This is a genomic window from Roseomonas sp. CAU 1739, assembly GCF_039839775.1.
Lineage (GTDB): Bacteria > Pseudomonadota > Alphaproteobacteria > Acetobacterales > Acetobacteraceae > Neoroseomonas.
In genome coordinates, this window is record NZ_JBDOQQ010000017.1 from 13192 (window position 1) to 39581 (window position 26390).

A 26390-nucleotide genomic window follows, 5' to 3' on the forward strand; every position below is an offset into this window, starting at 1 on the left:
ACCCTGACCTAGCCAGCCGGCCGGTCAGGGACAAGGGGTCACTCGGACGCGGCTTCCGCCGGCGCCGCGGTGACGGTCACCGAACCGCCCGCCGCCTCGACCGCCGCGATCGCCGCCGCCGAGGCGCCGGAGACGGAGATGGTCACGGCGCGCTTGATCTCGCCCTTGGCCAGCAGCCGGACACCCGCCAGCTTGGCCGAGGCGCGCACCACGCCCGCCGCACGCAGCGCAACCTCATCGATCGGCTGGCCCGCCGGCAGGCGGCCCGTCTCGATCGCGGCATCGAGCGTGCCGAGGTTCAGCACCGCATAGTCCTTGCGGAAGATGTTCACGAAGCCGCGCTTGGGCATCCGCCGATAGATCGGGAGCTGACCGCCCTCGAACCCATTCAGCGACACGCCGGTGCGCGCCTTCTGGCCCTTCACGCCACGACCGGACGTCTTGCCCTTGCCGGAGCCGATACCGCGGCCGATTCGCTTGAACTTGGCGCGGGCGCCATCGTTGTCGCGGATTTCATTGAGCTTCATGGGATCAGCCCTCCACCTTCACGAGGTGGGCCACCTTGCGGATCATCCCACGCACGGCAGGAGTATCCTCCAGCTCACGCGTGCGGTGACGCTTGTTGAGGCCGAGACCGATGAGGGTCTCCTTCTGGCCAGGCTTGCGACCGATCGGCGACCCGAGCTGGGTCACCGTCACGGTCGGCTTCTTCTCGTCAGCCATTCGCGGCCTCCGTCGCCTCAACGGCGTCCTTCTTCTGGCCGAGCATGTCGGCGACCTTCTTGCCACGCCGCGCGGCAACCGAGCGCGGCGAGGTGCAGCGCCCGAGCGCCGCGAAGGTGGCCTTCACCATGTTGTGCGGGTTGGCCGAGCCCAGGCACTTGGCGACGACGTCGCCCATGCCCAGCGTCTCGAACACCGCGCGCATCGGACCGCCGGCGATGATGCCGGTACCCGCCGGTGCCGCACGGAGCAGCACGCGGCCGGCGCCGAATTCGCCAACCACGTCATGGTGCAGGGTACGGCCCTCGCGCATCGGCACGCGGATCATCGTGCGCTTGGCACGCTCCGTCGCCTTGCGGATCGCCTCGGGAACCTCGCGGGCCTTGCCCGCGCCCCAGCCGACCCGCCCCTTCTCATCGCCAACCACGACCAGGGCTGCGAAGGAGAAGCGACGGCCACCCTTCACCACCTTGGCAACACGGTTGATGGTAACGAGCTTGTCCTTCAGCTCATCGCCATCCTGGCGTTCCTGACGATTGCTGTTGTCGCCGTCACGACGGCGGCCACGGCGCTCGCGGCCGCCTTCGCCGCCACCTTCGCCGCCGGACCTGGGTGCATATGCCATCTGTCAGCCTCTCAGAACGACAGCCCGCCCTCGCGGGCGCCGTCCGCGAGCGCCTTGACGCGCCCATGATAGAGATAGGGACCACGGTCGAAGACGACTTCCGTCACCCCGGCCGCCAGCGCGCGTTCGGCCACCAGCTTGCCAACCGCGGCAGCCGCGTCCTTGTCGGCGCCGGTCTTCATCCCCTCGCGCATCGCCTTTTCGATTGACGAGGCGGCGGCAAGCGTCCGCCCCTGCTTGTCGTCGATGATCTGCGCGTAGATGTGCTTGCCCGAGCGGAACACCGACAGGCGCACGCGCCCGCCGGACTTCTGCCGGAGCTGGAAGCGGAGGCGACGCCGACGGCGTGCCTCGAGGTCGAGCTTGCTGGCCATTACTTCTTCTTACCCTCCTTCCGGAGGATCTGCTCGTTGTCGTACTTGACGCCCTTGCCCTTGTAGGGCTCGGGGCCACGATACGCGCGGATCTCGGCAGCCACCTGGCCCACCTGGCGCTTGTCCGAGCCTTCCACCTTCACGGCGGTAGGCTTCTCGCAGGTGATCTTGATCCCGGCGGGGATCGGGTAGCGGATCTCATGGCTGTAGCCGAGGTTCAGCACCAGATCAGAACCCTGCACCGCGGCGCGGTAGCCGGTGCCGTTGATCTCCATGGCCTTCACGAAGCCGGTGGAGACGCCCGTCACCATCGAGTTGATCAGGCTGCGCGTCGTCCCCCACATGGTCCGCGCACGACGGTCCGTGCGGCGGGGAGAGACGGCGACCTCGGTCGGCTTGATCTCGATATCCACGTCATCCGTGAGATCGAGCTTCAGCTCACCAAGCTTGCCCTTGGCGGTCAGCGTGCGGCCAGCCAATGCGAGCGTAACGCCCGCAGGCACCGGCACAGGATATTTTCCAACGCGAGACATCTGTGCAGCCCCCGTCAGAACACGCGGCAGAGGACTTCGCCGCCGACATTGGCGGCGCGGGCCTCGTTCTCGCTCATCACGCCGCGCGGCGTGGAGAGGATGGAAGTGCCGAGCCCGTTGTAGAACTTCGGCAGCTCCGCGATCTTCGAATAGACGCGCCGGCCAGGCTTGGAGACGCGCATGATCTCCTTGATGGCGGGCTCGCCTTCCGAATACTTCAGCTCGATGTCGATGAAGCGCACGCCGGGGCGCAGCTCCTCGGTGCGCCAGGCGCGGATGTAGCCCTCGCGCTTCAGCACTTCGAGCACGTTCTCGCGCAGCTTGGACGCCGGCGCCTTGCAGCGCGACTGGCGCGAGGACTGCGCATTGCGGATGCGGGTGAGCATGTCACCCAACGGATCGGACATGGACATGGCCGGTCCTTCCTTACCAGCTCGCCTTGACCACACCGGGGATCTGGCCCTTGGAGGCCAATTCCCGGAGCTGGTTCCGGCAGAGCTTGAACTTGCGGTAATTGCCGCGGGGGCGCCCAGTGATCTCACAGCGCAGGCGGACGCGGATCTTCGCGCCATTGCGGGGAAACTGTGCGAGCTTGAGCGTCGCTTCGAAGCGTTCCTCCACCGGCAGCTCGCGATCCATGATCACGGCCTTCAAGGCGGCGCGCTTCGGCGCGTGAAGCTTCGACAGCTTCTCACGACGCTTGTTCTTCTCGACAGACGAGGTCTTGGCCATACCGTCTAGGTCCTCCGGAACCTGCCGGGGCTGCCCCCGGCGGTTTTCCAAAAATTAGTTCTGGAAGGGAAGCTGGAAGGCCTTCAGCAAGGCCTTCGCTTCCTTGTCCGTCTTCGCCGTCGTGACGAAGACGATGTCCATGCCGCGAATCGCGTCCACCTTGTCGTAGCTGATCTCGGGGAACACGATCTGCTCCTTCAGGCCAAGGGAAAAATTCCCCCGGCCGTCGAAGCCCTTGTTCCCCGGCAGCCCGCGGAAGTCGCGCAGGCGAGGCAGTGCGATGGTCACGAGCCGGTCGAGGAACTCGTACATGCGCTGCTGGCGGAGCGTCACCTTCGTGCCGATCGCCATACCCTCGCGGATCTTGAAACCCGCGATGGCCTTCTTCGCCTTGGTCTTCACCGGCTTCTGGCCGGAGATCGCGGTCAGCTCGGCGACAGCGGCGTCGAGCTTCTTCTGGTCGCCGGCGGCTTCGCCGACGCCCATGTTGATCACGATCTTCGTCAGCTTCGGCACTTCCATCGGGTTCTTGTACCCGAATTCCGTGGAGAGGGCCTTGCGGACCTCCTCCTCGTAGAAGCGGCGCAGCCGCGGCTGTTCCTTCACGTCGCTCATGCGTCGAGCACCTCGCCGGAGGCCTTCGCCACCCGGACCTTCTTGCCGTCCTCGAGCACCTTGAAGCCGACGCGGGTCGGCTTGCCCGACTTCGGATCCAGCAGCGCGAGATTGGAGAGGTCGATCGACGCCTCCTTCTCGATGATGCCGCCGGGGCGGCCCATGCCCTGCGGCTTCTGGTGCTTCTTCGCCAGGTTGATGCCCTGCACGAAGGCGCGGCCTTCGGTCGGGCTCACCCGGATCACTTCGCCCTGGCGACCCTTGTCCTTGCCCGTGAGGACCTGGACGCGATCACCCTTACGGATCTTCGCTGCCATGATTACAGCACCTCCGGAGCCAGGGAGATGATCTTCATGAACTTCTTGGCCCGCAGCTCACGGACCACCGGCCCGAAGATGCGCGTGCCGATCGGCTCATTCTGCTTGTTGATCAGCACGGCCGCATTGCGGTCGAAGCGGATCACCGTGCCGTCGGCGCGGCGCACCGGGTAGGCGGTGCGCACGATCACGGCGCGCTCCACAGTCCCCTTCTTCACCTTGCCGCGCGGAATCGCTTCCTTGACGGAGACGACGATGATGTCGCCCACGCCGGCGGTCTTGCGCTTCGACCCGCCCAGCACCTTGATGCACTGGACGCGACGGGCGCCGGAATTGTCCGCGACCTCGAGGTTGGATTCGACCTGGATCATGGATCAGGCCTCCGCCGTCACGGCAAGGAAGGCCGGGCGATCGACCGAGGCGCCGTTGCGCTCGATCACCACCCAGGACTTCGACTTGCTGATCGGGCGGCATTCCTCGATCTGCACCACGTCGCCTTCCTTGCACAGGTTGGCGTCGTCATGCGCGGCGTACTTCTTCGAGCGCCGGATGAACTTCTTGTAGAGCGGATGCATCACGCGACGTTCGACCAGGACCGTAATGGTCTTGTCCGTCTTGTCGCTGGTGACCCGCCCGGTGAGGACGCGCTTCGGCATGGCCGTCGGTCTCCTCTCAGGCTGTGGTGGCGGCGCTGCGCGCGCGCTCGCCGATGATGGTCTTCACCCGCGCGATGTCGCGGCGGACCTGCTTGATGCGCGAAAGCGCCTCAAGCTGGCCGGTCGCGCGCTGGAAACGCAGGTTGAACTGCTCCTTGCGCAGGTCGAGCAGCATGGTGGACAGCTCATCCGCGGACTTCGCGCGGACATCGCCGATCTTGGTCGCAGCCATATCAGGCCTCCGCACCCAGACGGGTGACGAACTTGGTCTTGATCGGCAGCTTCGCCGCACCGAGCGTGAGAGCTTCACGCGCGGTGTCGGCGGGAACGCCGTCGATCTCGAACATGACGCGGCCCGGCTTCACGCGGCACACCCAATATTCGGGTGCGCCCTTGCCGGAACCCATGCGGACTTCAGCCGGCTTCGTCGAAACCGGGACGTCCGGGAAGATGCGGATCCACACGCGGCCCTGGCGCTTCATCGCGCGGGTGATCGCGCGACGGGCGGCCTCGATCTGGCGCGCGGTCACGCGCTCCGGCTCGAGGGCCTTCAGGCCGAACCCGCCGAAGGAAAGCGTGAAGCCACCCTTCGCCAGGCCGTGGATGCGGCCCTTATGGGCCTTGCGGAACTTTGTGCGCTTAGGCTGCAGCATTGTCCTTCACCTTCAGCGCTGAGGCGCCTGTTCCGCGGCGCGCTTGTCCTGCGCCATCGGATCGTGCCCCATGATCTCGCCCTTGAAGATCCACACCTTCACACCGCAGGTGCCATAGGTGGTCTTCGCCGTCGCCACGCCGTAGTCGATATCGGCGCGGAGGGTATGCAGAGGCACGCGGCCTTCACGATACCATTCCATGCGCGCGATCTCGGCCCCGCCCAGGCGACCAGAGCAGTTGATACGAATGCCGCCGGCGCCGAGGCGCATGGCGGACTGAACCGCACGCTTCATCGCACGACGGAAGGCCACGCGGCGCTCCAGCTGCTGGGCGATGTTCTCGGCGACCAACGTCGAGTCGATCTCGGGCTTGCGGATCTCGACGATGTTCAGCGCCACTTCGGCACCGGCCATCTTCATGAGGTCCTTGCGCAGCACCTCGATGTCCGCACCCTTCTTGCCGATCACGACGCCCGGGCGGGCGGCGTGGATCGTCACGCGGGGCTTCTTCGCTGGACGCTCGATCACGATGCGCGACACGCCAGCGCCCTTCAGGCGCTTCGCGAGCTTCTCGCGCAGCTTGAAGTCTTCATGCAGCAGCTTCGCGTAGTCGTCGCCGGCGTACCAGCGGCTGTCCCACGTGCGGTTGATGCCGAGACGGAGCCCGATCGGATTGACTTTGTGGCCCATATTACGCGGCCTCCTGCTCGGTGGTGGCAGCCAGCTGCTGTTCCGCCACCACGATCTTGAGGTGGCTGAACCACTTCTCCACGCGGGAGGAACGGCCGCGGCCACGCGCATGGAAGCGCTTCATGACCGACGCGCGACCAACCTCGGCGAGCGACACGACCAGGCGATCGACGTCCAGGCTGTGGTTGTTCTCGGCGTTGGCGATCGCGCTTTCCAGCGTCTTCTTCACCGTCACGGCGATGCGACGCTTGCTGAAGGTCAGCTCGGCGACCGCATCCTGCGCCCGCTTGCCGCGGATCAGCCCGGCAACCAGGTTCAGCTTGCGCGGCGAGACGCGGATGTTCCACGTCACCGCCTGCGCCGCGGTGTCTTCGAGCAGACGGGGGTGCTTCGGCTTGCTCATCTCAGCCCCGCTTCGCCTTCTTGTCGGCCGCGTGACCGGTGAAGGTCCGCGTCGGCGAGAACTCGCCAAACTTGTGGCCGACCATGTTCTCGGTGACCTGCACCGGCAGGAACTTCTTGCCGTTGTAGACACCGAAGACCAGGCCGACGAACTGCGGCAGGATCGTGCTGCGGCGCGACCAGATCTTGATGATCTCGTTGCGCGTGGAGGCACGGGCCGCCTCGGCCTTGTTGAGCAGGTAGCCGTCGACGAACGGCCCCTTCCATACGCTGCGCGACATCGTCGTCAGCCCTTCGTCGCGTTGCGGCGGCGGACAATGAAGCCGTCGGACCGCTTGTTGTTACGGGTCTTCGCACCCTTCGTGGGCTTGCCCCACGGGGTGACCGGATGCCGGCCACCCGAGGTACGGCCTTCACCACCGCCATGCGGATGGTCAACCGGATTCATCACCACGCCGCGGTTATGCGGCATGCGGCCCAACCAGCGGCTGCGCCCGGCCTTGCCGAGCTGCTGGTTGGAATTGTCCGGGTTCGACACCGCGCCGATCGAGGCCATGCATTCGGACCGGATCAGGCGAAGTTCGCCGGACTGCAGCTTCACCTGCGCGTAGCCCTGGTCCTTGCCGACCAGCTGCGCGAAGGTGCCCGCGGAACGGGCGAGCTTGCCACCCGCACCGGGCTTCAGCTCGATGTTGTGGATGATCGTGCCCACCGGGATCGCCGCCATCGGCATCGCGTTGCCCGGCTTGATGTCGGCCTTCTCGGCCGAGATCACGGCATCGCCCACCTTCAGGCGCTGCGGCGCCAGGATGTAGGACAGCTCCCCATCCTGGTACTTCACCAGCGCGATGAAGGCCGTGCGGTTCGGATCGTATTCCAGGCGCTCAACGAGGCCCGGCACGCCGAACTTCGCGCGACGCTTGAAATCCACCAGGCGATAGGCGCGCTTGTGTCCGCCGCCACGGAAGCGGACGGTGATGCGGCCATGCTGATTGCGGCCACCGGAGGAATGCTTCCCCTCGGTTAGCCCCTTGACCGGCGCGCCCTTCCAAAGCTCGGAACGATCGATCAGGATCGTCCCGCGGAGCGAGGGGGTGACCGGATTGAAACTCTTGAGCGCCATGACTTACGCGAGCCCCGTCGTCAGGTCGATGCTCTGGCCTTCGGCCAGGCGCACCATCGCCTTCTTCCAGTCGGACCGCTGACCAGGACGGCCGCGGAACTGCTTCGACTTGCCCTTCACCACGATGGTGTTCACGGCAAGCACCGTCACGCCGAACAACCCTTCGACCGCCGCCTTGATCTGCGGCTTCGTCGCGTCCGGAGCCACCTTGAAGGTAATCTGGCCGCGTTCGCTGTTCAGCGTCGCCTTCTCCGTCACCAGCGGCGACAGGATAGTCTGGTACATGCGCTCCCGGCCGATCACCGGGCGCTTCTGCTTGGCGTCGCTCATGCCAGCCGCTCCTTCAGCGCTTCGACGCCGGCGCGGGTGACCGCGAGGACATCGTGCTTGAGGATGTCATAGACATTCGCGCCGATGGTCGGCAGCACCTGCACCTTCGGCAGGTTGCGGATCACGCGGGCGAAGTTCTCGTCCGCCGCGGCATCCACCACCAGCGCGCTGTTCCAGCCCAGCGCCTTCAGCTGCTTGGCCACCGCGCCGGTTTTGGCGTCGGCGCCGAGCGTCGCGGTGTCGAGCACCACGAGCTTGCCTTCCGCGGCCTTCTGGCTGAGCGCCGAGATCAGGCCCAGGCGACGGACCTTCTTGTTCAGGCTGTAGCCATGGTCGCGCACGACCGGGCCATGCACCACGCCGCCCTTGCGGTACTGCGGAGCGCGCAGCGAACCCTGGCGGGCGTTGCCTGTGCCCTTCTGGCGGTAGGGCTTCTTCGTGGTCCCGGAGACCTCGCCCATGCCCTTCGCCTTGTGGGTGCCGGCGCGGCGCTTGGCGAGCTGCCAGTGCACGACGCGCGCCATGATGTCGGCGCGCGGCGCGGCGCCGAACAGCGCCTCCGGCAGCTCGATCTCACCGGCGGCGGCGTTGTCGAGAGTGATGACGTTGATCTGCATCTTCAGCGTCCTCAGGCCGCGGCCGTCGGGAAGGGCGCATCGGCATGACGCGCACGCTTCTCAGCGTCGCGGATCATCACGTAGCCACCCTTCGAACCGGGCACCGCGCCCTTGATCAGCAGCAGACCCTTCTCCGCGTCAACGAGCGCCACTTCCAGGTTCTGGGTGGTCACGCGCTCGACACCGAGATGGCCGGCCATCTTCTTGTTCTTGAAGGTCTTGCCCGGATCCTGGCGATTGCCGGTCGAACCATGCGAACGATGGCTAACGGACACGCCGTGGGAGGCTTCAAGACCCGCGAAGTTCCAGCGCTTCATCGCACCGGCGAAGCCCTTGCCGACCGTCACGCCCGTGACGTCGACCTTCTGGCCCTTCACGAAGTGCGCTGGCGACAGCATCGTGCCGGGCTCCAGCACCGCATCGGTGCCAACCCGGAACTCCACCACCTTCTTCGGCGCTTCCAGACCGGCCTTCGCGAAGTGACCCTTGTTCGCCTTGGAGACGTTCTTGGGCTTCGCCACGCCGATACCGAGCTGAACGGCCTCGTAGCCGTCCTTCTCAACGGTGCGCTTCGCCACCACGCGGACCTGGTCCACATGGAGCAGCGTCACGGGAACGGTCGAACCGTCCTCATTGAACAGCCGGGACATGCCCAGCTTTTTCGCGATCAGGCCGGTACGGCCCTTCTTCGCGGCCATGGCTCTATTTCCCTCTGGCCTTAGATCTTGATCTCGACGTCCACGCCGGCGGCGAGGTCGAGCTTCATCAGCGCGTCCACCGTCTGCGGGGTCGGATCGACAATGTCGAGAAGACGACGATGAGTCCGAATCTCGAACTGCTCGCGCGACTTCTTATCGACGTGCGGAGAGCGGTTCACGGTGAAGCGCTCGATATGCGTCGGCAGAGGGATCGGGCCCCGCACGCGCGCACCGGTCCGCTTCGCGGTGTTCACGATCTCCCGCGTGCTGCCATCGAGCACGCGGTGATCGAACGCCTTGAGGCGGATGCGGATGTTCTGGTTGTCCATGGTGGGACCCGCGTTCCTGCCGTTCTTACTTCGTGATCTGTGCGACGACGCCGGCGCCGACGGTGCGGCCACCCTCGCGGATGGCGAAGCGCAGCCCCTCATCCATCGCGATCGGCGCGATCAGTTCCACGTCCATTGACACGTTGTCGCCCGGCATCACCATCTCGACACCTTCCGGCAGCGAGACAACACCGGTCACATCCGTCGTGCGGAAGTAGAACTGCGGACGATAATTCGTGAAGAACGGCGTGTGGCGTCCGCCCTCCTCCTTCGTCAGCACATACGCCTCCGCCTTGAACTTCGTGTGCGGCGTGATCGAACCCGGGGCGGCCAGCACCTGACCGCGCTCCACATCCTCACGCTTCGTGCCACGCAGCAGCGCGCCGATGTTGTCGCCTGCCTGGCCCTGGTCCAGCAGCTTGCGGAACATCTCCACGCCCGTCACCACGGTCTTCACCGTGTTCTTCAGGCCCACGATCTCCACTTCCTCGCCGACCTTCACGATCCCGCGCTCAACACGGCCCGTCACCACCGTGCCGCGCCCCGAGATCGAGAACACGTCCTCGACCGGCATCAGGAACGGCTTGTCCACGTCGCGCGCCGGCTGCGGGATGTACGCATCCACCGCCGCCATCAGCTCCAGGATCGCGTTCTCCCCCAGCTCCGGCGACTTGTCTTCCAGCGCCATCAGGGCCGAGCCCTTGATGATCGGAATGTCGTCGCCCGGGAACTGGTAGCTGCTCAGCAGCTCCCGCACTTCCATCTCAACCAGCTCCAGCAGGTCGGGATCGGCCATGTCGCACTTGTTCAGGAACACCACCAGCGCCGGCACGCCAACCTGCCGCGCCAGCAGGATGTGCTCGCGCGTCTGCGGCATCGGGCCATCGGCCGCCGACACCACCAGGATCGCGCCATCCATCTGCGCCGCACCCGTGATCATGTTCTTCACGTAGTCGGCATGGCCCGGGCAATCGACATGCGCGTAGTGACGGTTCGCCGTCTCATACTCCACATGCGCCGTCGAGATCGTGATGCCACGAGCCCGCTCCTCCGGCGCCTTGTCAATCTGGTCATACGCCGTGAACGACGCACCACCCGACTTCGCCAGCACCTTGGTGATCGCCGCCGTCAGCGACGTCTTGCCATGGTCCACGTGACCAATCGTACCAATGTTGCAGTGCGGCTTGTTCCGCTCGAATTTCGCCTTCGCCATCGTCGTAATTCCCGAACGGGGTTTCGTTACCAGCGGTAATGGCTGAAGGCCTTGTTGGCCTCTGCCATCCGGTGCGTGTCTTCGCGCTTCTTGACGGCCGAGCCGCGGTTGTTCGCCGCGTCCATCAGCTCGCCCGAGAGGCGTTCTTCCATCGTGTGCTCGCCGCGCTTGCGGGCGGACTCGATGAGCCAGCGGATCGCCAGCGCCTGGCGGCGCTCGGGGCGAACCTCGACCGGCACCTGGTAGGTCGCACCACCCACGCGGCGGCTGCGGACCTCGACGGCCGGCTTCACATTGTCCATCGCCTCGTGGAACACGCGCAGCGGGTCGCTGTTCGGACCACCACGCTTCTTCAGCGTGTCCATGGCGGCATAGACGATCCGCTCGGCGGTGCTCTTCTTGCCGTCATACATGAGCACGTTCATGAAGCGGCTCAGCACGAGATCACCGAACTTCGGATCGGGAAGGACTTCGCGCTTTTCTGCGCTGTGGCGACGGGACATCTCTCAGTGCCTCACTTCGGACGCTTCGCGCCGTAGAGCGAACGGCGCTTGCGGCGCTTGCCGATGCCCTGGGTATCGAGCACGCCGCGCAGGATGTGGTAGCGAACGCCCGGAAGGTCCTTCACGCGGCCGCCACGGATCAGGACCACGGAGTGTTCCTGCAGGTTGTGGCCTTCGCCGGGAATGTAGCTGACGACCTCGAAGCCGTTCGTCAGGCGCACCTTGGCGACCTTACGAAGGGCCGAGTTCGGCTTCTTCGGCGTGGTCGTGTAGACGCGCGTGCAGACGCCACGCTTCTGCGGGCTGCCCTTCAGTGCCGGAACCTTGTTCCGGGCCGGCTTCGTCTCACGCCCCTTGGCGATGAGCTGGTTGATCGTCGGCATGACGCCCCTTCAAAACCTTCCTGTCCCCAGCCCTGCCCTTGCAAAGAGCGACCGCCCGGCGGACGCGCGTCAGCGCACCTTCCGGGCATCCGTCTCGCTGCCGGCCTCAGCTCCGGGAATCGGAGCGGCGCCGGCGGCGCAGTGATGTGGACCAAAACCTGACAGGGCACCGTTGCCGGGGCCCTGCCGAGGGGGGGCTTCTACGCGGCACCCCGGAGTGAGTCAAGCGCATCACGCGGCGATTCCGCGCGTCGCGTCCGTTCTGCCGGGGCAGGTCCCGGTCCGGTGCCGCGCACAGCCCGACGCGCATTGAGCAAGCCCTTGAGAACGCTGGGGCGTTCCATTCGTCACGGCCGGCAGATGAAGGGAAGAAAGGTCCCGGACATGCCGGCGTTCAGCGCCAGGACGGTCATCAGATCCGCCATCGCATAATCCTCGCGGGTCCGTGGGCAGGCGTTCCGCTGGCGGCAGCCACTCGACAGGAAGGCGGCGTGGCCCTCCAGGAAGGCCGCAGACAGGTCCTGCGCGCCCTGCCGCCGCATCGCCTCGGTCCACGCCCGGCCGTAGCGGTCGCACTTCTCCTCCGGCCATGTCCGTGACGCGGCGGGGTGGCTACCCAGCAGCAGCACCGGCAACAGCACCGGCAACAGCAGCAGATATCGCACCATCGGCCAGCCCCTTCACAAGCAAAGGGCCGGCACCCTCCCGGATGCCGGCCCTCGCGACTCGCTATCGTGCGGCCATCACTCCGCCGCGTGCGGTTCCGGCAGTGCAGCGGCATTGGACGGCAGGCGTCCCTTGTCGCGCTGGGCGGCAAGCGCCCGCAGGCGGTTCATCACCGAGCCCGTTCCGGCCGGGATCAGGCGCCCGACGATTACGTTCTCCTTCAGGCCCGCCAGGTAATCGACCTTGCCCGCGGTTGCGGCCTCGGTCAGCACCCGCGTCGTCTCCTGGAAGGAGGCGGCGGAGATGAACGAGGTGGTCTGCAGCGACGCCTTGGTGATGCCCTGCAGGACCGGCTCGGCAACGGCCGGGCGCTCCTTGGCGGCGACTCGCGTCTCGTTCTCGATCTCGAACTCGATGCGATCCACCTGCTCGCCGATCAGATAGGTGGTGTCGCCCGGATCGGTGACCTCCACCTTCTGCAGCATCTGCCGGACGATGACCTCGATGTGCTTGTCGTTGATCTTCACGCCCTGGAGTCGATAGACCTCCTGGATCTGCTCAACGAGGTAGTCGGCCAGCTTCTCGACGCCCAGCACCCGCAGGATGTCGTGCGGCACGCGCGGCCCGTCGACCAACGGGTCGCCGCGCTTCACGTAGTCGCCTTCCTGAACCGAGACGTGCTTGCCCTTCGGCACCAGGTATTCGCGCGCGACTGGAGTCTCGTCGCCCACCTGCTCCGGCACCACCAGGATGCGGCGCTTCGCCTTGTAGTCCTTGCCGAACTCCACGCGACCGTCGATCTCGCTGATGATCGCGTGATCCTTCGGGCGCCGCGCCTCGAACAGCTCCGCCACGCGCGGCAGACCGCCGGTGATGTCGCGGGTCTTGGACGATTCGCGCGGCAGGCGGGCGAGCACGTCGCCCGCCGCCACCTGCGCCCCATTGTCGATCGAGAGAATCGTGCCCGGGGTGAGGAAGTAGATCGCCTCCGTCCCGTTGTCGCGCTTGACGACGTTGTTCTTCTCGTCGCGCAGGATGAGGCGCGGCCGCAGGTCGGCGGCCTTGCCCGGCGCCTTGTATTCGACGACCTCCTTGAAGGACAGGCCGGTCACGTCATCCTGGCGATCGACCAGGGTGACGTTCTCGATCAGGTCGGAGAATTCGACCTTGCCCAGCTTCTCGGTGATGATCGGCAGGGTGAACGGATCCCATTCGGCCAGCTTCTGGCCGCGGGTGACCGTCATGCCGTCCTCGCCGATCAGCCGCGCGCCATAGGGCACGCGCTGGCGAGCGCGCTCGCGGCCCTGGGCGTCGATCAGCACGATCTCGCAATTGCGTGACATCACAATCGGATGGTTCTGGCTGTTGGCCACCACCACGCGGTTCAGCACCTTGATGGTGCCGTCGCCCGATGCCTCCACCGCCGACTGCTCGGCGCCACGCTGCGCCGCACCGCCGATGTGGAAGGTACGCATGGTCAGCTGCGTGCCTGGCTCACCGATCGACTGCGCGGCGATGACGCCCACAGCCTCGCCGATGTTCACCGGCGTGCCGCGCGCGAGGTCACGGCCATAGCAACGGCCGCACACACCCTGGCGCGCATCGCAGGTCAGCACGGAGCGGATCTTCACCTGCTCCACGCCCGACTTCTCGACACGCTCCGCGGCGACCTCGTCGATCAGCTCGTTGCGGCCGACGATCAGCTCTCCCGTCGCCGGGTCCGCCACGTCTTCCTGTGAGGTCCGGCCGAGGATGCGCTCGGAGAGCGAGGAGACGACCTCCGCCCCGTCCATCGCGGCACCCACGGTCAGGCCACGCTCGGTTCCGCAATCCTGCTCGACGATGATGCAGTCCTGCGCCACGTCCACCAGACGCCGCGTGAGGTAGCCGGAGTTCGCGGTCTTCAGCGCCGTATCCGCGAGGCCCTTGCGGGCGCCGTGGGTGGAGTTGAAGTATTCAAGGACGGACAGGCCTTCCTTGAAGTTCGCGATAATCGGCTGCTCGATGATCTCGCCCGACGGCTTGGCCATCAGGCCGCGCATGCCGGCAAGCTGGCGCATCTGCGCGGGCGAACCACGCGCGCCGGAATGCGACATCATCCAGACGGAGTTGGTCGGACGACCGATCTCCTGCTTCTGGATCTCCTTCATCATCGCGCTCGCCACCTCGTCGGTGCAGCGCGACCAGGCGTCGACCACCTTGTTGTAGCGTTCGCCGGCGGTGATCAGGCCGTCGAGATACTGCTGCTCGAACTCCTTCACCTCGGCCTTGGTCTTGGCGATCGAACCGACCTTGCTGTCCGGCACGACCATGTCGTTCTTGCCGAACGAGATGCCGGCCTTGGCCGCCTGCTTGAAGCCCAGGCCCATCAGCCGGTCGGCGAAGATCACGCTCTCCTTCTGACCGCAGTGGCGATACACCGCGTCGATCACGTCGGAGACGTTCTTCTTCGTCAGCATGCGGTTGACGAGGCTGTAGGGCAGCTGCCGGTCAAGCGGCAGCAGAGCGCCGATCATCATGCGGCCCGCGGTGGTGACCACGCGCTCGATGATGGTCTCGCCTTCGGCATTCATCGCCCGGCGGCGCGCGCGGATCTTGCTGTGCAGCGTGATCGCACCGGCCTCGAGCGCCTGCTCGATCTCACCGACATTGGCGAAGACCGGCGTAGTCTTCTCCTCGGTGGCGAGGAACTCCGGCGTCTCCAGGCTGAGGTAGTACAGCCCGAGCACGATGTCCTGCGACGGCACGATGATCGGCTTGCCGTTCGCCGGGCTGAGGATGTTGTTGGTGGACATCATCAGCACGCGCGCTTCCAGCTGGGCCTCAAGGCTTAGCGGGACGTGCACGGCCATCTGGTCGCCGTCGAAGTCGGCATTGAAGGCGGTGCAGACCAGCGGATGCAGCTGGATTGCCTTGCCCTCGATCAGCACCGGCTCGAAGGCCTGGATGCCCAGGCGGTGCAGCGTCGGCGCCCGGTTCAGCATGACCGGGTGCTCGCGGATCACCTCCTCGAGGATGTCCCACACCTCGGGACGCTCCTTCTCCACCATCCGCTTGGCGGCCTTGATGGTGGTGGCGTGGCCGTACTTTTCCAGCTTGGAGTAGATGAACGGCTTGAACAGCTCGAGCGCCATCTTCTTCGGCAGGCCGCACTGGTGCAGCTTCAGCTCGGGACCGACGACGATCACCGAACGGCCGGAGTAGTCGACGCGCTTGCCGAGCAGGTTCTGGCGGAACCGGCCCTGCTTGCCCTTCAGCATGTCGGACAGCGACTTCAGCGGGCGCTTGTTGGCACCCGTGATGGCGCGGCCGCGACGGCCGTTGTCGAACAGCGCGTCCACCGATTCCTGCAGCATGCGCTTTTCGTTGCGCACGATGATGTCCGGCGCGCGCAGCTCGATCAGCCGCTTCAGGCGGTTGTTGCGGTTGATGACGCGACGATACAGGTCGTTCAGGTCCGAGGTCGCGAAGCGGCCGCCATCCAGCGGCACCAGCGGGCGCAGCTCGGGTGGAATGACCGGCACGACGTCGAGGATCATCCACTGCGGATGCGCGCCCGATTCGCTGAACGACTCAATCAGCTTCAGCCGCTTCACGAGCTTCTTGCGCTTCGCCTCGGAGGTCGTCTCCTTGAGGTCCGCGCGCAGCTTCACGCCTTCGGCCTGCATGTCGATGCCGCCGAGCATCTGCTTCACGGCTTCCGCGCCGATGCCGACGCTGAACGCGTCCTCACCGAACTCGTCCATCTTCTGCTGGTACTGGTCCTCGTTCAGCAGCTGATGGAGCTTGAGATCCGTGAGGCCGGGTTCGAGCACCACATAGGACTCGAAGTACAGGACCTTCTCCAGCTCCTTCAGCGTCATATCGACCATCAGGCCGACACGGCTCGGCAGCGACTTCAGGAACCAGATATGCGCGACCGGGGAGGCCAGTTCGATATGGCCCATCCGCTCACGACGCACCTTCGCGAGGGTGACCTCGACGCCGCACTTCTCGCAGATGATGCCGCGGAACTTCATGCGCTTGTACTTGCCGCACAGGCACTCGTAGTCCTTGATCGGCCCGAAGATGCGGGCGCAGAACAGCCCGTCCCGCTCCGGCTTGAAGGTGCGGTAGTTGATGGTCTCGGGCTTCTTGATCTCGCCATAGGACCAGGACCGGATCTGTTCCGGAGAAGCGATCGTGATCTTGATCTGGTCAAAGGTGGCGGCCTGGCCAGTCTGGCCCAGGATCTTCATCAGCTCGTTCATGCGGTCCTCGTGAATGAGGCCGCCGCCGTGGACGACCCACGGCGGCTGAGCGTTACGAAAAGAAAGGAGCGCCGGCGGATCACGCCGGGCGGTTCTCCAGATCGACGTTGAGGCCGAGCGACTTCAGTTCCTTCACGAGTACGTTGAAGGATTCCGGAATGCCCGCCTCGAAATTGTCCTGGTCGCGGACGATCGCCTCATAGACCTTGGTGCGGCCCGACACGTCATCCGACTTCACCGTCAGCATCTCCTGCAGCGTATAGGCGGCACCGTAGGCTTCGAGGGCCCACACCTCCATTTCGCCGAAGCGCTGACCGCCGAACTGCGCCTTGCCGCCCAGAGGCTGCTGGGTAACGAGCGAGTAGGGGCCGATCGACCGCGCGTGGATCTTGTCATCCACCAGGTGGTGCAGCTTCAGCATGTAAATGTAGCCGACCGTCACCTTGCGCTCGAACTTCTCGCCGGTACGCCCGTCATGCAGCCACACCTGCCCAGACGTATCGAGGCCAGCCTTGGTCAGCATGCCTTCGATATCCGCCATGCGGGCACCGTCGAAAACCGGTGTCGCGATGGGTATGCCCTTGCGCAGGTTCTCGCCGAGCTCGACCAGCTGCTCGTCGCTCATCGGCGCGATGTCGCGGGCGAAGATTTCGTCGCCATAGACATCCTTCAGCTTCGCTTCGAGCTCGGTGCGACGGGCACCGCGATGGCGGTACTCCTCCACCAGCTCGCCGACCTGCTTGCCGAGCGAGGCGCAGGCCCAGCCCAGATGGGTCTCGAGGATCTGCCCGACATTCATGCGCGACGGCACGCCGAGCGGGTTCAGCACCAGGTCGACATGGCTGCCGTCTTCGAGGAACGGCATGTCCTCGATCGGCACGACGCGGGAGACGACGCCCTTGTTGCCATGGCGGCCGGCCATCTTGTCGCCCGGCTGCAACTTGCGCTTCACCGCGACGAAGACCTTGACCATCTTCATCACGCCAGGCGGCAGCTCGTCGCCGCGCTGCAGCTTCTCGACCTTCGATTCGAAGCGCTTCTGCAGCTTCTCGACCGCGGCGTCGAACTCACGCTTCAGCGCCTCGATCTCAGCCATCGCCGCATCGTCCGCCACGCCGATCTGGCGCCAGGTCGCCTTGGCGAACTGGTCCAGCACCTCATCGGTGATCGGCGTGCCGGACTTCACGCCCTTGAAGCCGCCCGAGGCCTTCTTGTTCAGCATCCGCTCGCGCAGACGGGAATAGAAGGAACGCTCCTGGATCGCCTTCTCGTCGTCGCGGTCCTTGGCGAGCCGCTCGATCTCGGCGCGCTCGATCGCCATGGCGCGCTCGTCCTTGTCCACGCCGCGGCGGGAGAAGACGCGAACGTCCACGATCGTGCCCGCCACGCCCGGCGGCAGCTTCAGCGACGTGTCGCGCACGTCGGAGGCCTTCTCGCCGAAGATCGCGCGGAGCAGCTTCTCCTCCGGCGTCATCGGGCTCTCGCCCTTCGGCGTCACCTTGCCGACCAGGATGTCGCCCGGATTCACCTCGGCGCCGATGTAGACGATGCCGGCCTCGTCGAGGTTGCGCAGCGCTTCTTCACCGACATTCGGGATGTCGCGGGTGATTTCTTCCTGGCCCAGCTTGGTGTCGCGGGCCATGACTTCGAATTCCTCGATGTGGATCGAGGTGAAGACGTCGTCCTTGGCGATACGCTCGCTGATCAGGATGGAATCTTCGAAGTTGTAGCCATTCCAGGGCATGAACGCGACGAGCACGTTCCGCCCCAGCGCCAGCTCACCGAGTTCGGTCGAAGGACCATCGGCGATGATGTCACCGCCCTGCACCTTGTCGCCCACGCGCACCAGCGGACGCTGGTTGATGCAGGTCGACTGGTTGGAACGCATGAACTTGCGCAGCCGGTAGATATCGACGCCGCGCGTCGTGCCGTCATCGCCCGATGCGCGCACCACGATGCGCGCGCCGTCGATGCTATCCACCACGCCGTCGCGCTTGGCAACGATGGTGGCGCCGGAGTCGCGCGCCACGGCCGCTTCCATGCCGGTGCCGACCAGCGGCGCGTCGGCGCGCACCAGCGGCACCGCCTGGCGCATCATGTTCGAGCCCATCAGCGCGCGGTTGGCGTCGTCGTTCTCGAGGAACGGGATCAGCGCCGCGGCGACCGAGACGAGCTGCTTCGGCGAGACGTCGATCGCCGTCACTTCCTCGGGCTTCACCAGGCGGAAGTCGCCGCTCTGGCGCACCGACACCAGTTCGTCCTTGAACGACCCGTCGGTGTCCACATTCGCGTCGGCCTGCGCGACAACGAGGCGCTCCTCCTCCATCGCTGACAGGTAGCGCGGATCACCGACGATCTTGCCGTCCTTCACCAGGCGATACGGCGTCTCGATGAAGCCGTACTTGTTCACCTTGGCGAAGGTCGCGAGCGAGTTGATCAGGCCGATATTCGGACCTTCCGGCGTCTCGATCGGGCAGATGCGGCCGTAATGCGTCGGGTGCACGTCGCGCACCTCGAAGCCGGCGCGCTCGCGCGTCAGACCGCCCGGGCCAAGCGCCGAGAGGCGACGCTTATGCGTCACCTCGGACAGCGGGTTGGTCTGGTCCATGAACTGGCTGAGCTGCGAGGAGCCGAAGAACTCGCGCACCGCGGCCGCGGCCGGCTTTGCGTTGATCAGGTCATGCGGCATGACGGTGTCGATATCGACCGACCCCATGCGCTCCTTGATCGCGCGCTCCATGCGCAGCAGGCCGACGCGGTACTGGTTTTCCATCAGCTCGCCGACCGACCGAACCCGGCGATTGCCGAGATTGTCGATGTCGTCGATCTGCCCGCGCCCGTCCTTCAGGTCGAGCAGCACGCGCAGCGTCGCCACGATGTCCTGCTTGCGCAGGGTGCGAATGTGGTCCGGCACTTCCTCGGCACCGAAGCCGAGGCGCATGTTCATCTTCACCCGGCCGACGGCCGAAAGGTCATAGCGCTCGCCGTCGAAGAACAGGCCCTTGAACAGGGTCTCGGCGGTTTCCGGCGTCGGCGGCTCGCCCGGGCGCATCACCCGGTAGATGTCCATCAGCGCTTCGTCGCGGTTGGTGTTCTTGTCCACCGCCAGCGTGTTGCGGATCCACGGCCCCACCGACTGGTCGATGGCCAGCGTCGGCAGCCGGTCCAGGCCCGCCGCCTCGATGGCGGCAAGGCGCGGCTCGGTCAGCTCATCACCGGCCTCGGCCCAGATCTCGCCGGTCTGCAGGTCGACCAGGTCCTCGGCGACGAAGCGGCCAAGCAGGTCGGCGCGACCGACCAGCACTTCCGTCGTGCCGGCCTCGGCGATCTTGCGGGCCGAACGCGGGGTCAGCTTGGCGTCCTTGTCGGCCACAACCAGGCCGGAGCGGGCGTCGATCAGCGGCTCGATCAGCTTCACGCCGCGGAAGGCGTCAGGGTCGAAGGCGCGCGACCAGCCCTTCAGGCCGCGGCTGAACACGACCTGCCCGTAGAACAGATTGAGGATCTCCTCGGCATCCATGCCGCGGATCTCGTTGGGTTCCATCTCGCGGCCGGCGGCGACGGCATCGGCGCGCAGCCCCTCGGTCCGCTCGGAGTCGAGGGCCAGCAGCAGCGTCGTGGTCGGCAGCTTACGCTTGCGGTCGATGCGGACGTAGCAGATGTCCTTGGCGTCGAATTCGAAGTCGAGCCACGACCCGCGATAGGGAATGACGCGCGCGGCGAACAGGTACTTGCCGCTGCTGTGCGTCTTGCCCTTGTCGTGGTCGAAGAACACGCCGGGCGACCGGTGCATCTGCGAGACGATGACGCGCTCGGTGCCGTTGATGATAAAGGTGCCATTGTCCGTCATCAGGGGCATGTCGCCCATGTAGACGTCCTGCTCCTTGATGTCGCGGACGGACCGGCTGCCGGTATCCTCATCCACGTCCCACACGATGAGACGCAGGCGCACCTTCAGCGGCGCGGCGAAGGTCAGCCCGCGCTGGATGCATTCCTCGACATCGTATTTCGGCTCTTCGAGCTCGTACTGCACGAACTCCAGGCGGCCACGCCCGGCGAAATCGTCGATCGGGAAGACGGACTTGAAGACCTCCTGGAGGCCGGCATGCATCCGGCTGTCCGGGCTGACCTCCATCTGCAGGAAGGCTTCGTAGGAAGCCCGCTGCACGTCGATGAGGTTCGGCATCGGTGCCACTTCGGGCAACCGCCCAAAGCTCTTGCGGATCCGCTTCTGCCCCGTGAACGACTTCGTGATAGCGTTCATGCCTGTCCTGCTTCCCTTCATCCCCGGCCTGAACACCCCGGCCAGCTGGGGTCGAATTCGCGCTGCCCTGGTCAGGCAACGCAGGAACGGGCGGGGATGCCGAACCCTTCCGGCAACCCCACCCGCACCCGATCGTACTGTCCCCCCATTCCCGCCCTTTGCCGGACGGGAACGGGGGTCGAGATCACTTGACCTCGACCTTGGCGCCGTTCTCTTCCAGCACCTTCTTGATCTTCTCCGCCTCGTCCTTCGAGACCGCTTCCTTCACGGTCTTCGGGGCGCCTTCGACCAGATCCTTGGCTTCCTTGAGGCCCAGGCCGGTGATGGTGCGGATCTCCTTGATCACGTTGATCTTCTTGTCGCCGGCGGCGGCAAGGATCACGGTGAACTCGGTCTGGAATTCCGCCGGCGCGGCAGCGGCAGCCGGCGCGGCAGCGGCAACAGCCACCGGCGCGGCGGCGGAAACGCCCCACTTCTCCTCAAGCAGCTTGGAGAGCTCGGCGGCCTCCAGAACGGTCAGGGCGGACAGCTCGTCCACCAGCTTCGCGAGATCGGCCATGTTTGAATGCTCCTCGATCTAATGGCTTGACTTCGGTTGTGCAACCCCCGCGCCGCCGACCCGTATGAGGTCGGAACAACCCGGGGGCGGTTCCTGCGGCCCTCAGGCCGCCTGGGCCTCGTCCTTCTTGGCGTAAGCCGAAAGGACCCGTGCCACCTGCCCACCAGGGGCCTGGAGGATGCCGGCGATGCGCGTGGCCGGGGTCTGGATCAGACCAACCAGCTGCGCCCGCAGCATCTCCAGGGACGGCAGCTCGGCCAGCGCCTTGATGCCGGTGGCATCGAGGGTCTGGGTTCCGAGCGCGCCGCCCAGGACAACGAACTTGTCGTTCGTCTTGGCGAACTCCACGGCGGTCTTCGCCACGGCCACCGGATCCGTCGACCACGCAAGCGCAGTCGGACCCTTCAGCAGCGGCGAAACGCCCTGGAAACGGGTGCCTTCGAGGGCGAGGGTGGCCAGGCGGTTCTTCGCGACCTTGTACGACGCACCCGCCGCGCGCATCCGGCGACGCAGTTCGCTCACATCCGCGACCGTGAGACCCTTGTTCTGGGCCACGAGCACGAAGGAGGTCTCTGCGAAGACGGTCGCCAGCGAAGCGACGAACTCACGCTTCTCCGTACGGTCCACTCCACGTCTCCGTCGGTGGCCGGCGCCTTCTGGAAGGGCTCCGGCCGGTTCACACGGGGGCTTGCGGCGGGTTGCCGCTCACCCCGGTTCGCCTGTCAGGCCGGAACACCAAGTCAAGCCACCCGAGGGACCAGCCCCCGGGGACATCACTGTGGCACCCCGTCTCTCCCCTGCTCGGCGTGATGCCGGTTCAAGGCCCGAAGGGCCGCAGGAGGTCTCCGACAGGTTTCGGGCGCGGCCGAAGCCGCCCCCTGCCCGCCCGCCCCGAAGGGCGGGCGTATCTCGTCAGCCGCCGGCCGAAAGGCTGGCGACGTCCACCTTCACGCCCGGGCCCATGGAGGAGGACACCGCGACCTTCTTCAGGTAGGTGCCCTTCGCCCCGGTCGGCTTGGCGCGCTGGATGGCGTCCACGAAGGCGCGCGCATTCTGCAGCAGCGCGTCCTCGGCAAACGATGCCTTGCCGATGCCGGCATGCACGATGCCCGCCTTCTCGGCGCGGAATTCGACCTGGCCGGCCTTGGCGGCCGTCACGGCGCCCTTCACGTCCATGGTCACGGTGCCGAGCTTCGGGTTCGGCATCAGGCCGCGCGGGCCGAGAACCTTACCGAGGCGCCCGACCAGCGCCATCATGTCCGGGGTCGCGATGCAGCGATCGAACTCGATCTTGCCTTCCTGCACCAGCGCGGCGAGGTCGTCCGCGCCCACCACGTCGGCGCCGGCCGCCTTGGCTTCCTCGGCCTTCGGGCCGCGGGCGAAGACGCCCACGCGGACCGTCTTGCCGGTGCCGTTCGGCAGGCCGACCACGCCGCGGACCATCTGGTCGGCATGACGCGGGTCGATGCCGAGGTTCATCGAGATCTCGATGGTCTCGTCGAACTTCGCCTTCGCATTGGCCTTGGCGATCTTCACCGCCTCGGTCAGCGCGTAGGAGGTCTCACGGTCGAAACCGGCGTAGATCGCCTTGAGGCGCTTGCCCTGCTTGGCCATGGATCAGCCCTCCACCACGGTGAGGCCCATGGAGCGCGCGGAACCCGCGAGCATCCGCACGGCCGCGTCCACGTCGTTCGCGTTCATGTGCTGCATCTTGGTCTTGGCGATCTCAGCGAGCTGAGACTTCGTCACACGGCCGATCGAAGCCCCCTTGCCCGGCGCCGTGCTGCCCTTCTCGAGCTTGGCGGCCTTGAGCAGGAAGTAGGTGTTCGGCGGCGTCTTGGTGATGAAGGCAAAGGTGCGGTCGGTATACGCGGTGATGACGACCGGCGTCGGGGTGCCGGGCTCCATCTGCTGCGTCGCCGCGTTGAATTCCTTCACGAACTGCATGATGTTCAGGCCGCGCTGACCGAGCGCCGGACCCACCGGCGGCGACGGATTCGCCTTGCCAGCCGGGATCTGCAGCTTGATGTAGCCTGCGATCTTCTTCGCCACTGTAACGTCCTCTGTCCAAGTCAGAGGCCCGCGGTGCATGCGACCGCCCGAAGGCGATCTCCCGCGTTCCCTGAAACGCCGAATGCCGGGGAACAACCCCCGGCCGGTCGGCGAGGGCGGGCGTTTAGCGGTGTTGGGGCGGGTTGTCCAGGGTGAGATTGCGGCGCAGCACGTGATCGGAGAGGGCTTTACCCCCTCCGCCCCCCCACCAAGGGCCAGTGGGCCTTTGGAAACCATCACTCGGCATCGGGCAAGGCTGTCGCTCCCCCTGGGGAAGTGCCGCTCGCGCTCGGCAGCGCAAAAAATCGCCACGGCGCCGGGCACGGTGCATGAGCCCAAGCGATGAAACACGCCCCCTGCCCAACGCCAAAAGCCCGCATTCCAAAGGGCCGTAGCCCTTTGGTGGGGTGAGGTTCGGAGAGGGGCGAAGCCCCTTTCCGCCCCCCTGCTAACCGCCCGCCCCATCCCAACGTATAAACCACGCACCTCCGGAGACTGCACCCGCATGCCCTGGCGCGACCGCAGCGGCGCATTCGCCCCGCTCAAGGCCCTGGCCTTCGTCCTGCTGTTCGTCCCCGCCATCCTATTGGCCGAGGCCGCGTGGCAGCACACGCTCGGCCCCAAGCCCTGGCAGGCGGCGACGCGCGACATCGGCACCTGGGCGCTCCGGCTCCTGCTGGTTTCGCTGGCCGTCACCCCGGCCCGGCAGATGCTGCGCCAGCCGCGCATCGCCGAATTGCGCCGGATGATCGGCGTGGCCTGTTTCGCCTATGCCGTGCTGCATCTGGCGCTCTATGCGGGCGACCTGCGCTGGGACTGGGCCAAGGTGGTCAGCGAGATCGTCCTGCGCTTCTACCTCACCATCGGCTTCGTCGCGCTGCTCGGTCTCGGGGTGCTGGCGGCGACCTCGACGGACGGCATGCTGCGCAGGCTGGGCGGCGTGGCGTGGCGAAGGCTGCATTGGTGGGTGCATCCGATCGCAGTGCTCGCACTGGTGCATTTCACCCTGCAGTCGAAGGCGGATGTGACGGAGCCGATGCTGATGGCGGGCCTGTACGCCTGGCTGATGGGCTACAGGACGCTCGCACCGGCGGGCGGTGCGCCGGGCCTGCTGGCCCTGCTGGGGCTGGCGGTGGCCGCCGCCGTGGCGACGGCGGGGATCGAATTCGCCTGGTATGGGCTGGCCACCGGCATCGACCCATGGCGAGTGCTCGAGGCCAATCTCGATATCACCTTCGGCTTCCGCCCGGCGGTCTGGGTCGGCATCGCCGGCGTCGGCGCGGCCGCGCTGCGCATCGTGCCGATGGTGCGGCGGCGCCGTGCGCCGCGCCAGGCGGCGGCCTAACCGGCGGCGCTATCGCGCCACCGCCGCCAGGATCCAGTCGCGGAACGCGGCCAGCGCCGGGTCTGTCGCGCGTCCCTGGCGATGGACCAGATACCACCCGCCCCCTTTCGGCACGGATACGGCGAAGGGTGCGACCAGCCGCCCCGCCGCGAGGTCGTCGTCCACGTAGGGCCGGATCCCCATCGCGATGCCGACGCCATCCGCGGCGGCCTGTTGCGCCTGGCCATAGAAGTCGAAGACCGGCCCGGCCGCGCGCAGGGTGGGCACACCGGCAGCCTCGGCCCAGCGCGGCCAGTCGCCCGGCGCGTGGGCAACACGCAGCAGGATGGCCGGCAGCAGGTCGCCCGGCTTGCGCAGCCGCGCCGCCGTGGCCGGCGTGCAGACCGGCAGCAGATCGGCAGCGATCAGCGGTTCCGCGACGAGGCCGGGCCAGGTTCCGTCCCCGAGGCGGATGCCGCAGCTCCAGCCTTCGGCGAAGGGTGCGGCGGCGCCGCCGGTGGCGATGCGGACCTCGATGCCCGGATGGCGGCGGGTGAAATCGGCGAGGCGCGGGATCAGCCAGCGCACCGCGAAGGACGGCCCGGCGCCGACCGTCAGCACCTGGGCGCCGCCGGCCGCCACCACCTCGGCCGTCAGCCGTGCCAGGCGGTCGAGCAACGGCGTCAGCCCGGCGCGGAAGGCCTCGCCGGCCGGGGTCGGGGTCAGGCGGTTGGCGTGGCGGTCGAACAGGATGACGCCGAGGCGTTGTTCGAGCAGCCGGACCAGGCGGCTGACCGCGGCGGGGGTGACGCTGAGCTCGGCCGCGGCGGCGGTGAAGGCGCCGGTGCGGGCCGCGGCCTCAAAGGCGCGGACCCCGTTCAGCGGCGGCAGGCGGCGTGGTTCCAGCATCAGGAAAACTTGGCCTCAGGCTCAGCAAACGCTATTTGTGGCTGCGTTGCAACGGGCGCAGAAGGGGGTCAGGAGACCAAGCCCATGTCATCCCTCGTCACCGCGGCGCTGATCCTGACCATGGTCGGTACGTCCCTGCTCTCGGGAGTCTTCGGCATGGCCGGGGGGCTGGTGCTGGTCGGCGTCCTGCTGGTGCTGCTACCGGTGCCCGATGCGATGGCGCTGCATGCGGTGACGCAGATCGCGTCGAATGGCTGGCGGGCGATGCTGTGGTGGCGGCGGATCCGGCCGGTGCCGGTGGTCGCGCATGTCGTCGGCTGCCTGGTGGCGCTGGGCGCCTGGTCGCTGGTGCTGCTGGTGCCGGACCGGGGCTTCGCCCTGCTGCTGCTGGGGGTAAGTCCGTTCCTGGCGCAGGCGTTGCCGGCCGGCATTCGCCCGAACCCGGAAAAGCCGCTGCACGGCGCAATCGTCGGCGCGATCTCGATGTCGCTGATGGTGCTGACCGGGGTGTCGGGGCCGTTGCTCGATCGTCATTTCCTCGGCGGTGCGATGGACCGGCGGGAGATCGTGGCGACCAAGGCGGCGTGTCAGACGGTCGGGCATGCGCTGAAGCTTCTGTATTTCGGTGCCATGGTGGCCGATCCGGGCCACATCGACCCGGCGCTGGCGGCGATGGCGGTGCTGGCCTCGATGACGGGGACGATGCTGGCGAAGCGGCTGCTCGATGCGATGAGCGACACCACCTATCGGCTCTGGGCCGGGCGTATCGTCGCGATACTGGGGGCTTTCTACATCGGCCAGGGAAGCTGGCTGCTGCTGACGGAGTAGCGCGCTGGTACACTGACGGCCT

At 66.6% G+C, this 26390-nt stretch carries 34 protein-coding genes; 2 read left to right on the forward strand and 32 right to left on the reverse strand.

The features are described 5' to 3' along the window. Positions 1 to 38: 38 nt before the first annotated feature. From rplO to rplK, 31 genes are all read right to left on the reverse strand, one after another. Positions 39 to 527 carry a 50S ribosomal protein L15 gene (rplO, locus tag AAFN86_RS22920; protein ID WP_347545885.1) on the reverse strand — a complete coding sequence of 163 codons (489 nt, stop codon included), beginning with the start codon at positions 525 to 527 and terminating at the stop codon, positions 39 to 41. A 4-nt stretch (positions 528 to 531) separates the two neighbouring features. Continuing rightward, complete coding sequence (rpmD, locus tag AAFN86_RS22925) at positions 532 to 723, reverse strand: 50S ribosomal protein L30 (protein WP_347545886.1); 192 nt, start codon at positions 721 to 723, stop codon at positions 532 to 534. After that, complete coding sequence (gene rpsE / locus AAFN86_RS22930; RefSeq protein ID WP_347545887.1) at positions 716 to 1348, reverse strand: 30S ribosomal protein S5; 633 nt, start codon at positions 1346 to 1348, stop codon at positions 716 to 718. The genes rpmD and rpsE overlap by 8 nt, the downstream gene beginning before the upstream one ends. Positions 1349 to 1359: 11 nt before the next feature. Beyond that, a complete protein-coding gene (gene rplR, locus AAFN86_RS22935; RefSeq protein ID WP_347545888.1) occupies positions 1360 to 1722 on the reverse strand; it encodes a 50S ribosomal protein L18 in 363 nt (120 codons plus the stop codon). Then, the gene (rplF, locus tag AAFN86_RS22940; RefSeq protein ID WP_347545889.1) at positions 1722 to 2255 is read right to left on the reverse strand and encodes a 50S ribosomal protein L6; all 534 of its coding nucleotides are present in this window, start codon (positions 2253 to 2255) and stop codon (positions 1722 to 1724) included. Before rplF ends, rplR begins: the two co-directional genes overlap by 1 nt. A gap of 14 nt (positions 2256 to 2269) precedes the next feature. After that, positions 2270 to 2668 (reverse strand): 30S ribosomal protein S8, encoded by a 399-nt coding sequence (rpsH, locus tag AAFN86_RS22945; protein ID WP_347545890.1) that lies wholly within the window; start codon positions 2666 to 2668, stop codon positions 2270 to 2272. A gap of 13 nt (positions 2669 to 2681) precedes the next feature. Next, positions 2682 to 2987, reverse strand: coding sequence for a 30S ribosomal protein S14 (gene rpsN / locus AAFN86_RS22950; protein ID WP_230167479.1), 306 nt, complete (start codon positions 2985 to 2987; stop codon positions 2682 to 2684). A 54-nt stretch (positions 2988 to 3041) separates the two neighbouring features. Continuing rightward, entirely contained in the window at positions 3042 to 3602 is a 561-nt protein-coding gene (rplE, locus tag AAFN86_RS22955) for a 50S ribosomal protein L5 (protein ID WP_347545891.1), read from the reverse strand. Beyond that, a complete protein-coding gene (gene rplX, locus AAFN86_RS22960) occupies positions 3599 to 3919 on the reverse strand; it encodes a 50S ribosomal protein L24 (RefSeq protein ID WP_347545892.1) in 321 nt (106 codons plus the stop codon). The genes rplE and rplX overlap by 4 nt, the downstream gene beginning before the upstream one ends. 2 nt (positions 3920 to 3921) lie before the next feature. Next, positions 3922 to 4290, reverse strand: coding sequence for a 50S ribosomal protein L14 (gene rplN, locus AAFN86_RS22965; RefSeq protein ID WP_347545893.1), 369 nt, complete (start codon positions 4288 to 4290; stop codon positions 3922 to 3924). A gap of 3 nt (positions 4291 to 4293) precedes the next feature. Next, positions 4294 to 4575, reverse strand: a complete 282-nt coding sequence (rpsQ, locus tag AAFN86_RS22970) for a 30S ribosomal protein S17 (protein ID WP_347545894.1) — start codon at positions 4573 to 4575, stop codon at positions 4294 to 4296. Between the two features lie 16 nt (positions 4576 to 4591). Beyond that, positions 4592 to 4807, reverse strand: a complete 216-nt coding sequence (gene rpmC / locus AAFN86_RS22975; protein WP_347545895.1) for a 50S ribosomal protein L29 — start codon at positions 4805 to 4807, stop codon at positions 4592 to 4594. A gap of 1 nt (position 4808) precedes the next feature. Then, on the reverse strand, positions 4809 to 5228 hold the full coding sequence (gene rplP / locus AAFN86_RS22980) for a 50S ribosomal protein L16 (RefSeq protein ID WP_347545896.1): 420 nt from the start codon (positions 5226 to 5228) through the stop codon (positions 4809 to 4811). 12 nt (positions 5229 to 5240) lie between these two features. After that, positions 5241 to 5918, reverse strand: a complete 678-nt coding sequence (rpsC, locus tag AAFN86_RS22985; RefSeq protein WP_347545897.1) for a 30S ribosomal protein S3 — start codon at positions 5916 to 5918, stop codon at positions 5241 to 5243. Position 5919: 1 nt separating this feature from the next. Then, a complete protein-coding gene (gene rplV / locus AAFN86_RS22990) occupies positions 5920 to 6321 on the reverse strand; it encodes a 50S ribosomal protein L22 (protein WP_347545898.1) in 402 nt (133 codons plus the stop codon). A gap of 1 nt (position 6322) precedes the next feature. Beyond that, on the reverse strand, positions 6323 to 6601 hold the full coding sequence (gene rpsS, locus AAFN86_RS22995) for a 30S ribosomal protein S19 (RefSeq protein ID WP_188970925.1): 279 nt from the start codon (positions 6599 to 6601) through the stop codon (positions 6323 to 6325). Positions 6602 to 6606: 5 nt separating this feature from the next. Next, positions 6607 to 7443: a 50S ribosomal protein L2 gene (gene rplB / locus AAFN86_RS23000; protein ID WP_347545899.1), complete on the reverse strand. Its 837-nt coding sequence runs from the start codon at positions 7441 to 7443 to the stop codon at positions 6607 to 6609. A gap of 3 nt (positions 7444 to 7446) precedes the next feature. Then, entirely contained in the window at positions 7447 to 7773 is a 327-nt protein-coding gene (locus tag AAFN86_RS23005; RefSeq protein WP_347545900.1) for a 50S ribosomal protein L23, read from the reverse strand. Continuing rightward, on the reverse strand, positions 7770 to 8390 hold the full coding sequence (rplD, locus tag AAFN86_RS23010) for a 50S ribosomal protein L4 (protein ID WP_347545901.1): 621 nt from the start codon (positions 8388 to 8390) through the stop codon (positions 7770 to 7772). Before rplD ends, AAFN86_RS23005 begins: the two co-directional genes overlap by 4 nt. An 11-nt stretch (positions 8391 to 8401) precedes the next feature. Further along, complete coding sequence (gene rplC, locus AAFN86_RS23015; protein WP_347545902.1) at positions 8402 to 9088, reverse strand: 50S ribosomal protein L3; 687 nt, start codon at positions 9086 to 9088, stop codon at positions 8402 to 8404. A gap of 20 nt (positions 9089 to 9108) precedes the next feature. Continuing rightward, positions 9109 to 9417, reverse strand: a complete 309-nt coding sequence (rpsJ, locus tag AAFN86_RS23020; RefSeq protein ID WP_137127378.1) for a 30S ribosomal protein S10 — start codon at positions 9415 to 9417, stop codon at positions 9109 to 9111. 25 nt (positions 9418 to 9442) lie between these two features. Then, positions 9443 to 10630, reverse strand: coding sequence for an elongation factor Tu (gene tuf / locus AAFN86_RS23025; protein ID WP_347545903.1), 1188 nt, complete (start codon positions 10628 to 10630; stop codon positions 9443 to 9445). 26 nt (positions 10631 to 10656) lie between these two features. After that, the gene (gene rpsG / locus AAFN86_RS23030; protein WP_188973753.1) at positions 10657 to 11133 is read right to left on the reverse strand and encodes a 30S ribosomal protein S7; all 477 of its coding nucleotides are present in this window, start codon (positions 11131 to 11133) and stop codon (positions 10657 to 10659) included. An 11-nt stretch (positions 11134 to 11144) separates the two neighbouring features. Beyond that, positions 11145 to 11516 (reverse strand): 30S ribosomal protein S12, encoded by a 372-nt coding sequence (rpsL, locus tag AAFN86_RS23035; RefSeq protein ID WP_347545904.1) that lies wholly within the window; start codon positions 11514 to 11516, stop codon positions 11145 to 11147. Between the two features lie 347 nt (positions 11517 to 11863). Next, positions 11864 to 12184, reverse strand: a complete 321-nt coding sequence (locus tag AAFN86_RS23040; protein WP_347545905.1) for a hypothetical protein — start codon at positions 12182 to 12184, stop codon at positions 11864 to 11866. Between the two features lie 75 nt (positions 12185 to 12259). Then, the gene (rpoC, locus tag AAFN86_RS23045) at positions 12260 to 16432 is read right to left on the reverse strand and encodes a DNA-directed RNA polymerase subunit beta' (protein WP_347545906.1); all 4173 of its coding nucleotides are present in this window, start codon (positions 16430 to 16432) and stop codon (positions 12260 to 12262) included. A 79-nt stretch (positions 16433 to 16511) separates the two neighbouring features. Beyond that, the gene (rpoB, locus tag AAFN86_RS23050) at positions 16512 to 20696 is read right to left on the reverse strand and encodes a DNA-directed RNA polymerase subunit beta (RefSeq protein WP_347545907.1); all 4185 of its coding nucleotides are present in this window, start codon (positions 20694 to 20696) and stop codon (positions 16512 to 16514) included. A 184-nt stretch (positions 20697 to 20880) separates the two neighbouring features. Next, positions 20881 to 21255: a 50S ribosomal protein L7/L12 gene (rplL, locus tag AAFN86_RS23055; protein ID WP_347545908.1), complete on the reverse strand. Its 375-nt coding sequence runs from the start codon at positions 21253 to 21255 to the stop codon at positions 20881 to 20883. 102 nt (positions 21256 to 21357) lie between these two features. After that, complete coding sequence (rplJ, locus tag AAFN86_RS23060; RefSeq protein ID WP_347545909.1) at positions 21358 to 21882, reverse strand: 50S ribosomal protein L10; 525 nt, start codon at positions 21880 to 21882, stop codon at positions 21358 to 21360. Between the two features lie 285 nt (positions 21883 to 22167). Beyond that, on the reverse strand, positions 22168 to 22869 hold the full coding sequence (gene rplA, locus AAFN86_RS23065; protein WP_347545910.1) for a 50S ribosomal protein L1: 702 nt from the start codon (positions 22867 to 22869) through the stop codon (positions 22168 to 22170). Positions 22870 to 22872: 3 nt separating this feature from the next. After that, positions 22873 to 23307, reverse strand: a complete 435-nt coding sequence (rplK, locus tag AAFN86_RS23070) for a 50S ribosomal protein L11 (protein ID WP_347545911.1) — start codon at positions 23305 to 23307, stop codon at positions 22873 to 22875. Between the two features lie 505 nt (positions 23308 to 23812). On the opposite strand from rplK, the gene AAFN86_RS23075 reads away from it, so the two are divergent. Then, complete coding sequence (locus tag AAFN86_RS23075) at positions 23813 to 24652, forward strand: protein-methionine-sulfoxide reductase heme-binding subunit MsrQ (RefSeq protein ID WP_347545912.1); 840 nt, start codon at positions 23813 to 23815, stop codon at positions 24650 to 24652. A 9-nt stretch (positions 24653 to 24661) separates the two neighbouring features. Here the strand turns inward: AAFN86_RS23075 and AAFN86_RS23080 are convergent, their stop codons facing one another. Continuing rightward, the gene (locus tag AAFN86_RS23080) at positions 24662 to 25540 is read right to left on the reverse strand and encodes a LysR substrate-binding domain-containing protein (protein ID WP_347545913.1); all 879 of its coding nucleotides are present in this window, start codon (positions 25538 to 25540) and stop codon (positions 24662 to 24664) included. A gap of 84 nt (positions 25541 to 25624) precedes the next feature. On the opposite strand from AAFN86_RS23080, the gene AAFN86_RS23085 reads away from it, so the two are divergent. Beyond that, complete coding sequence (locus AAFN86_RS23085) at positions 25625 to 26368, forward strand: TSUP family transporter (RefSeq protein ID WP_347545914.1); 744 nt, start codon at positions 25625 to 25627, stop codon at positions 26366 to 26368. Positions 26369 to 26390: the final 22 nt, after the last annotated feature.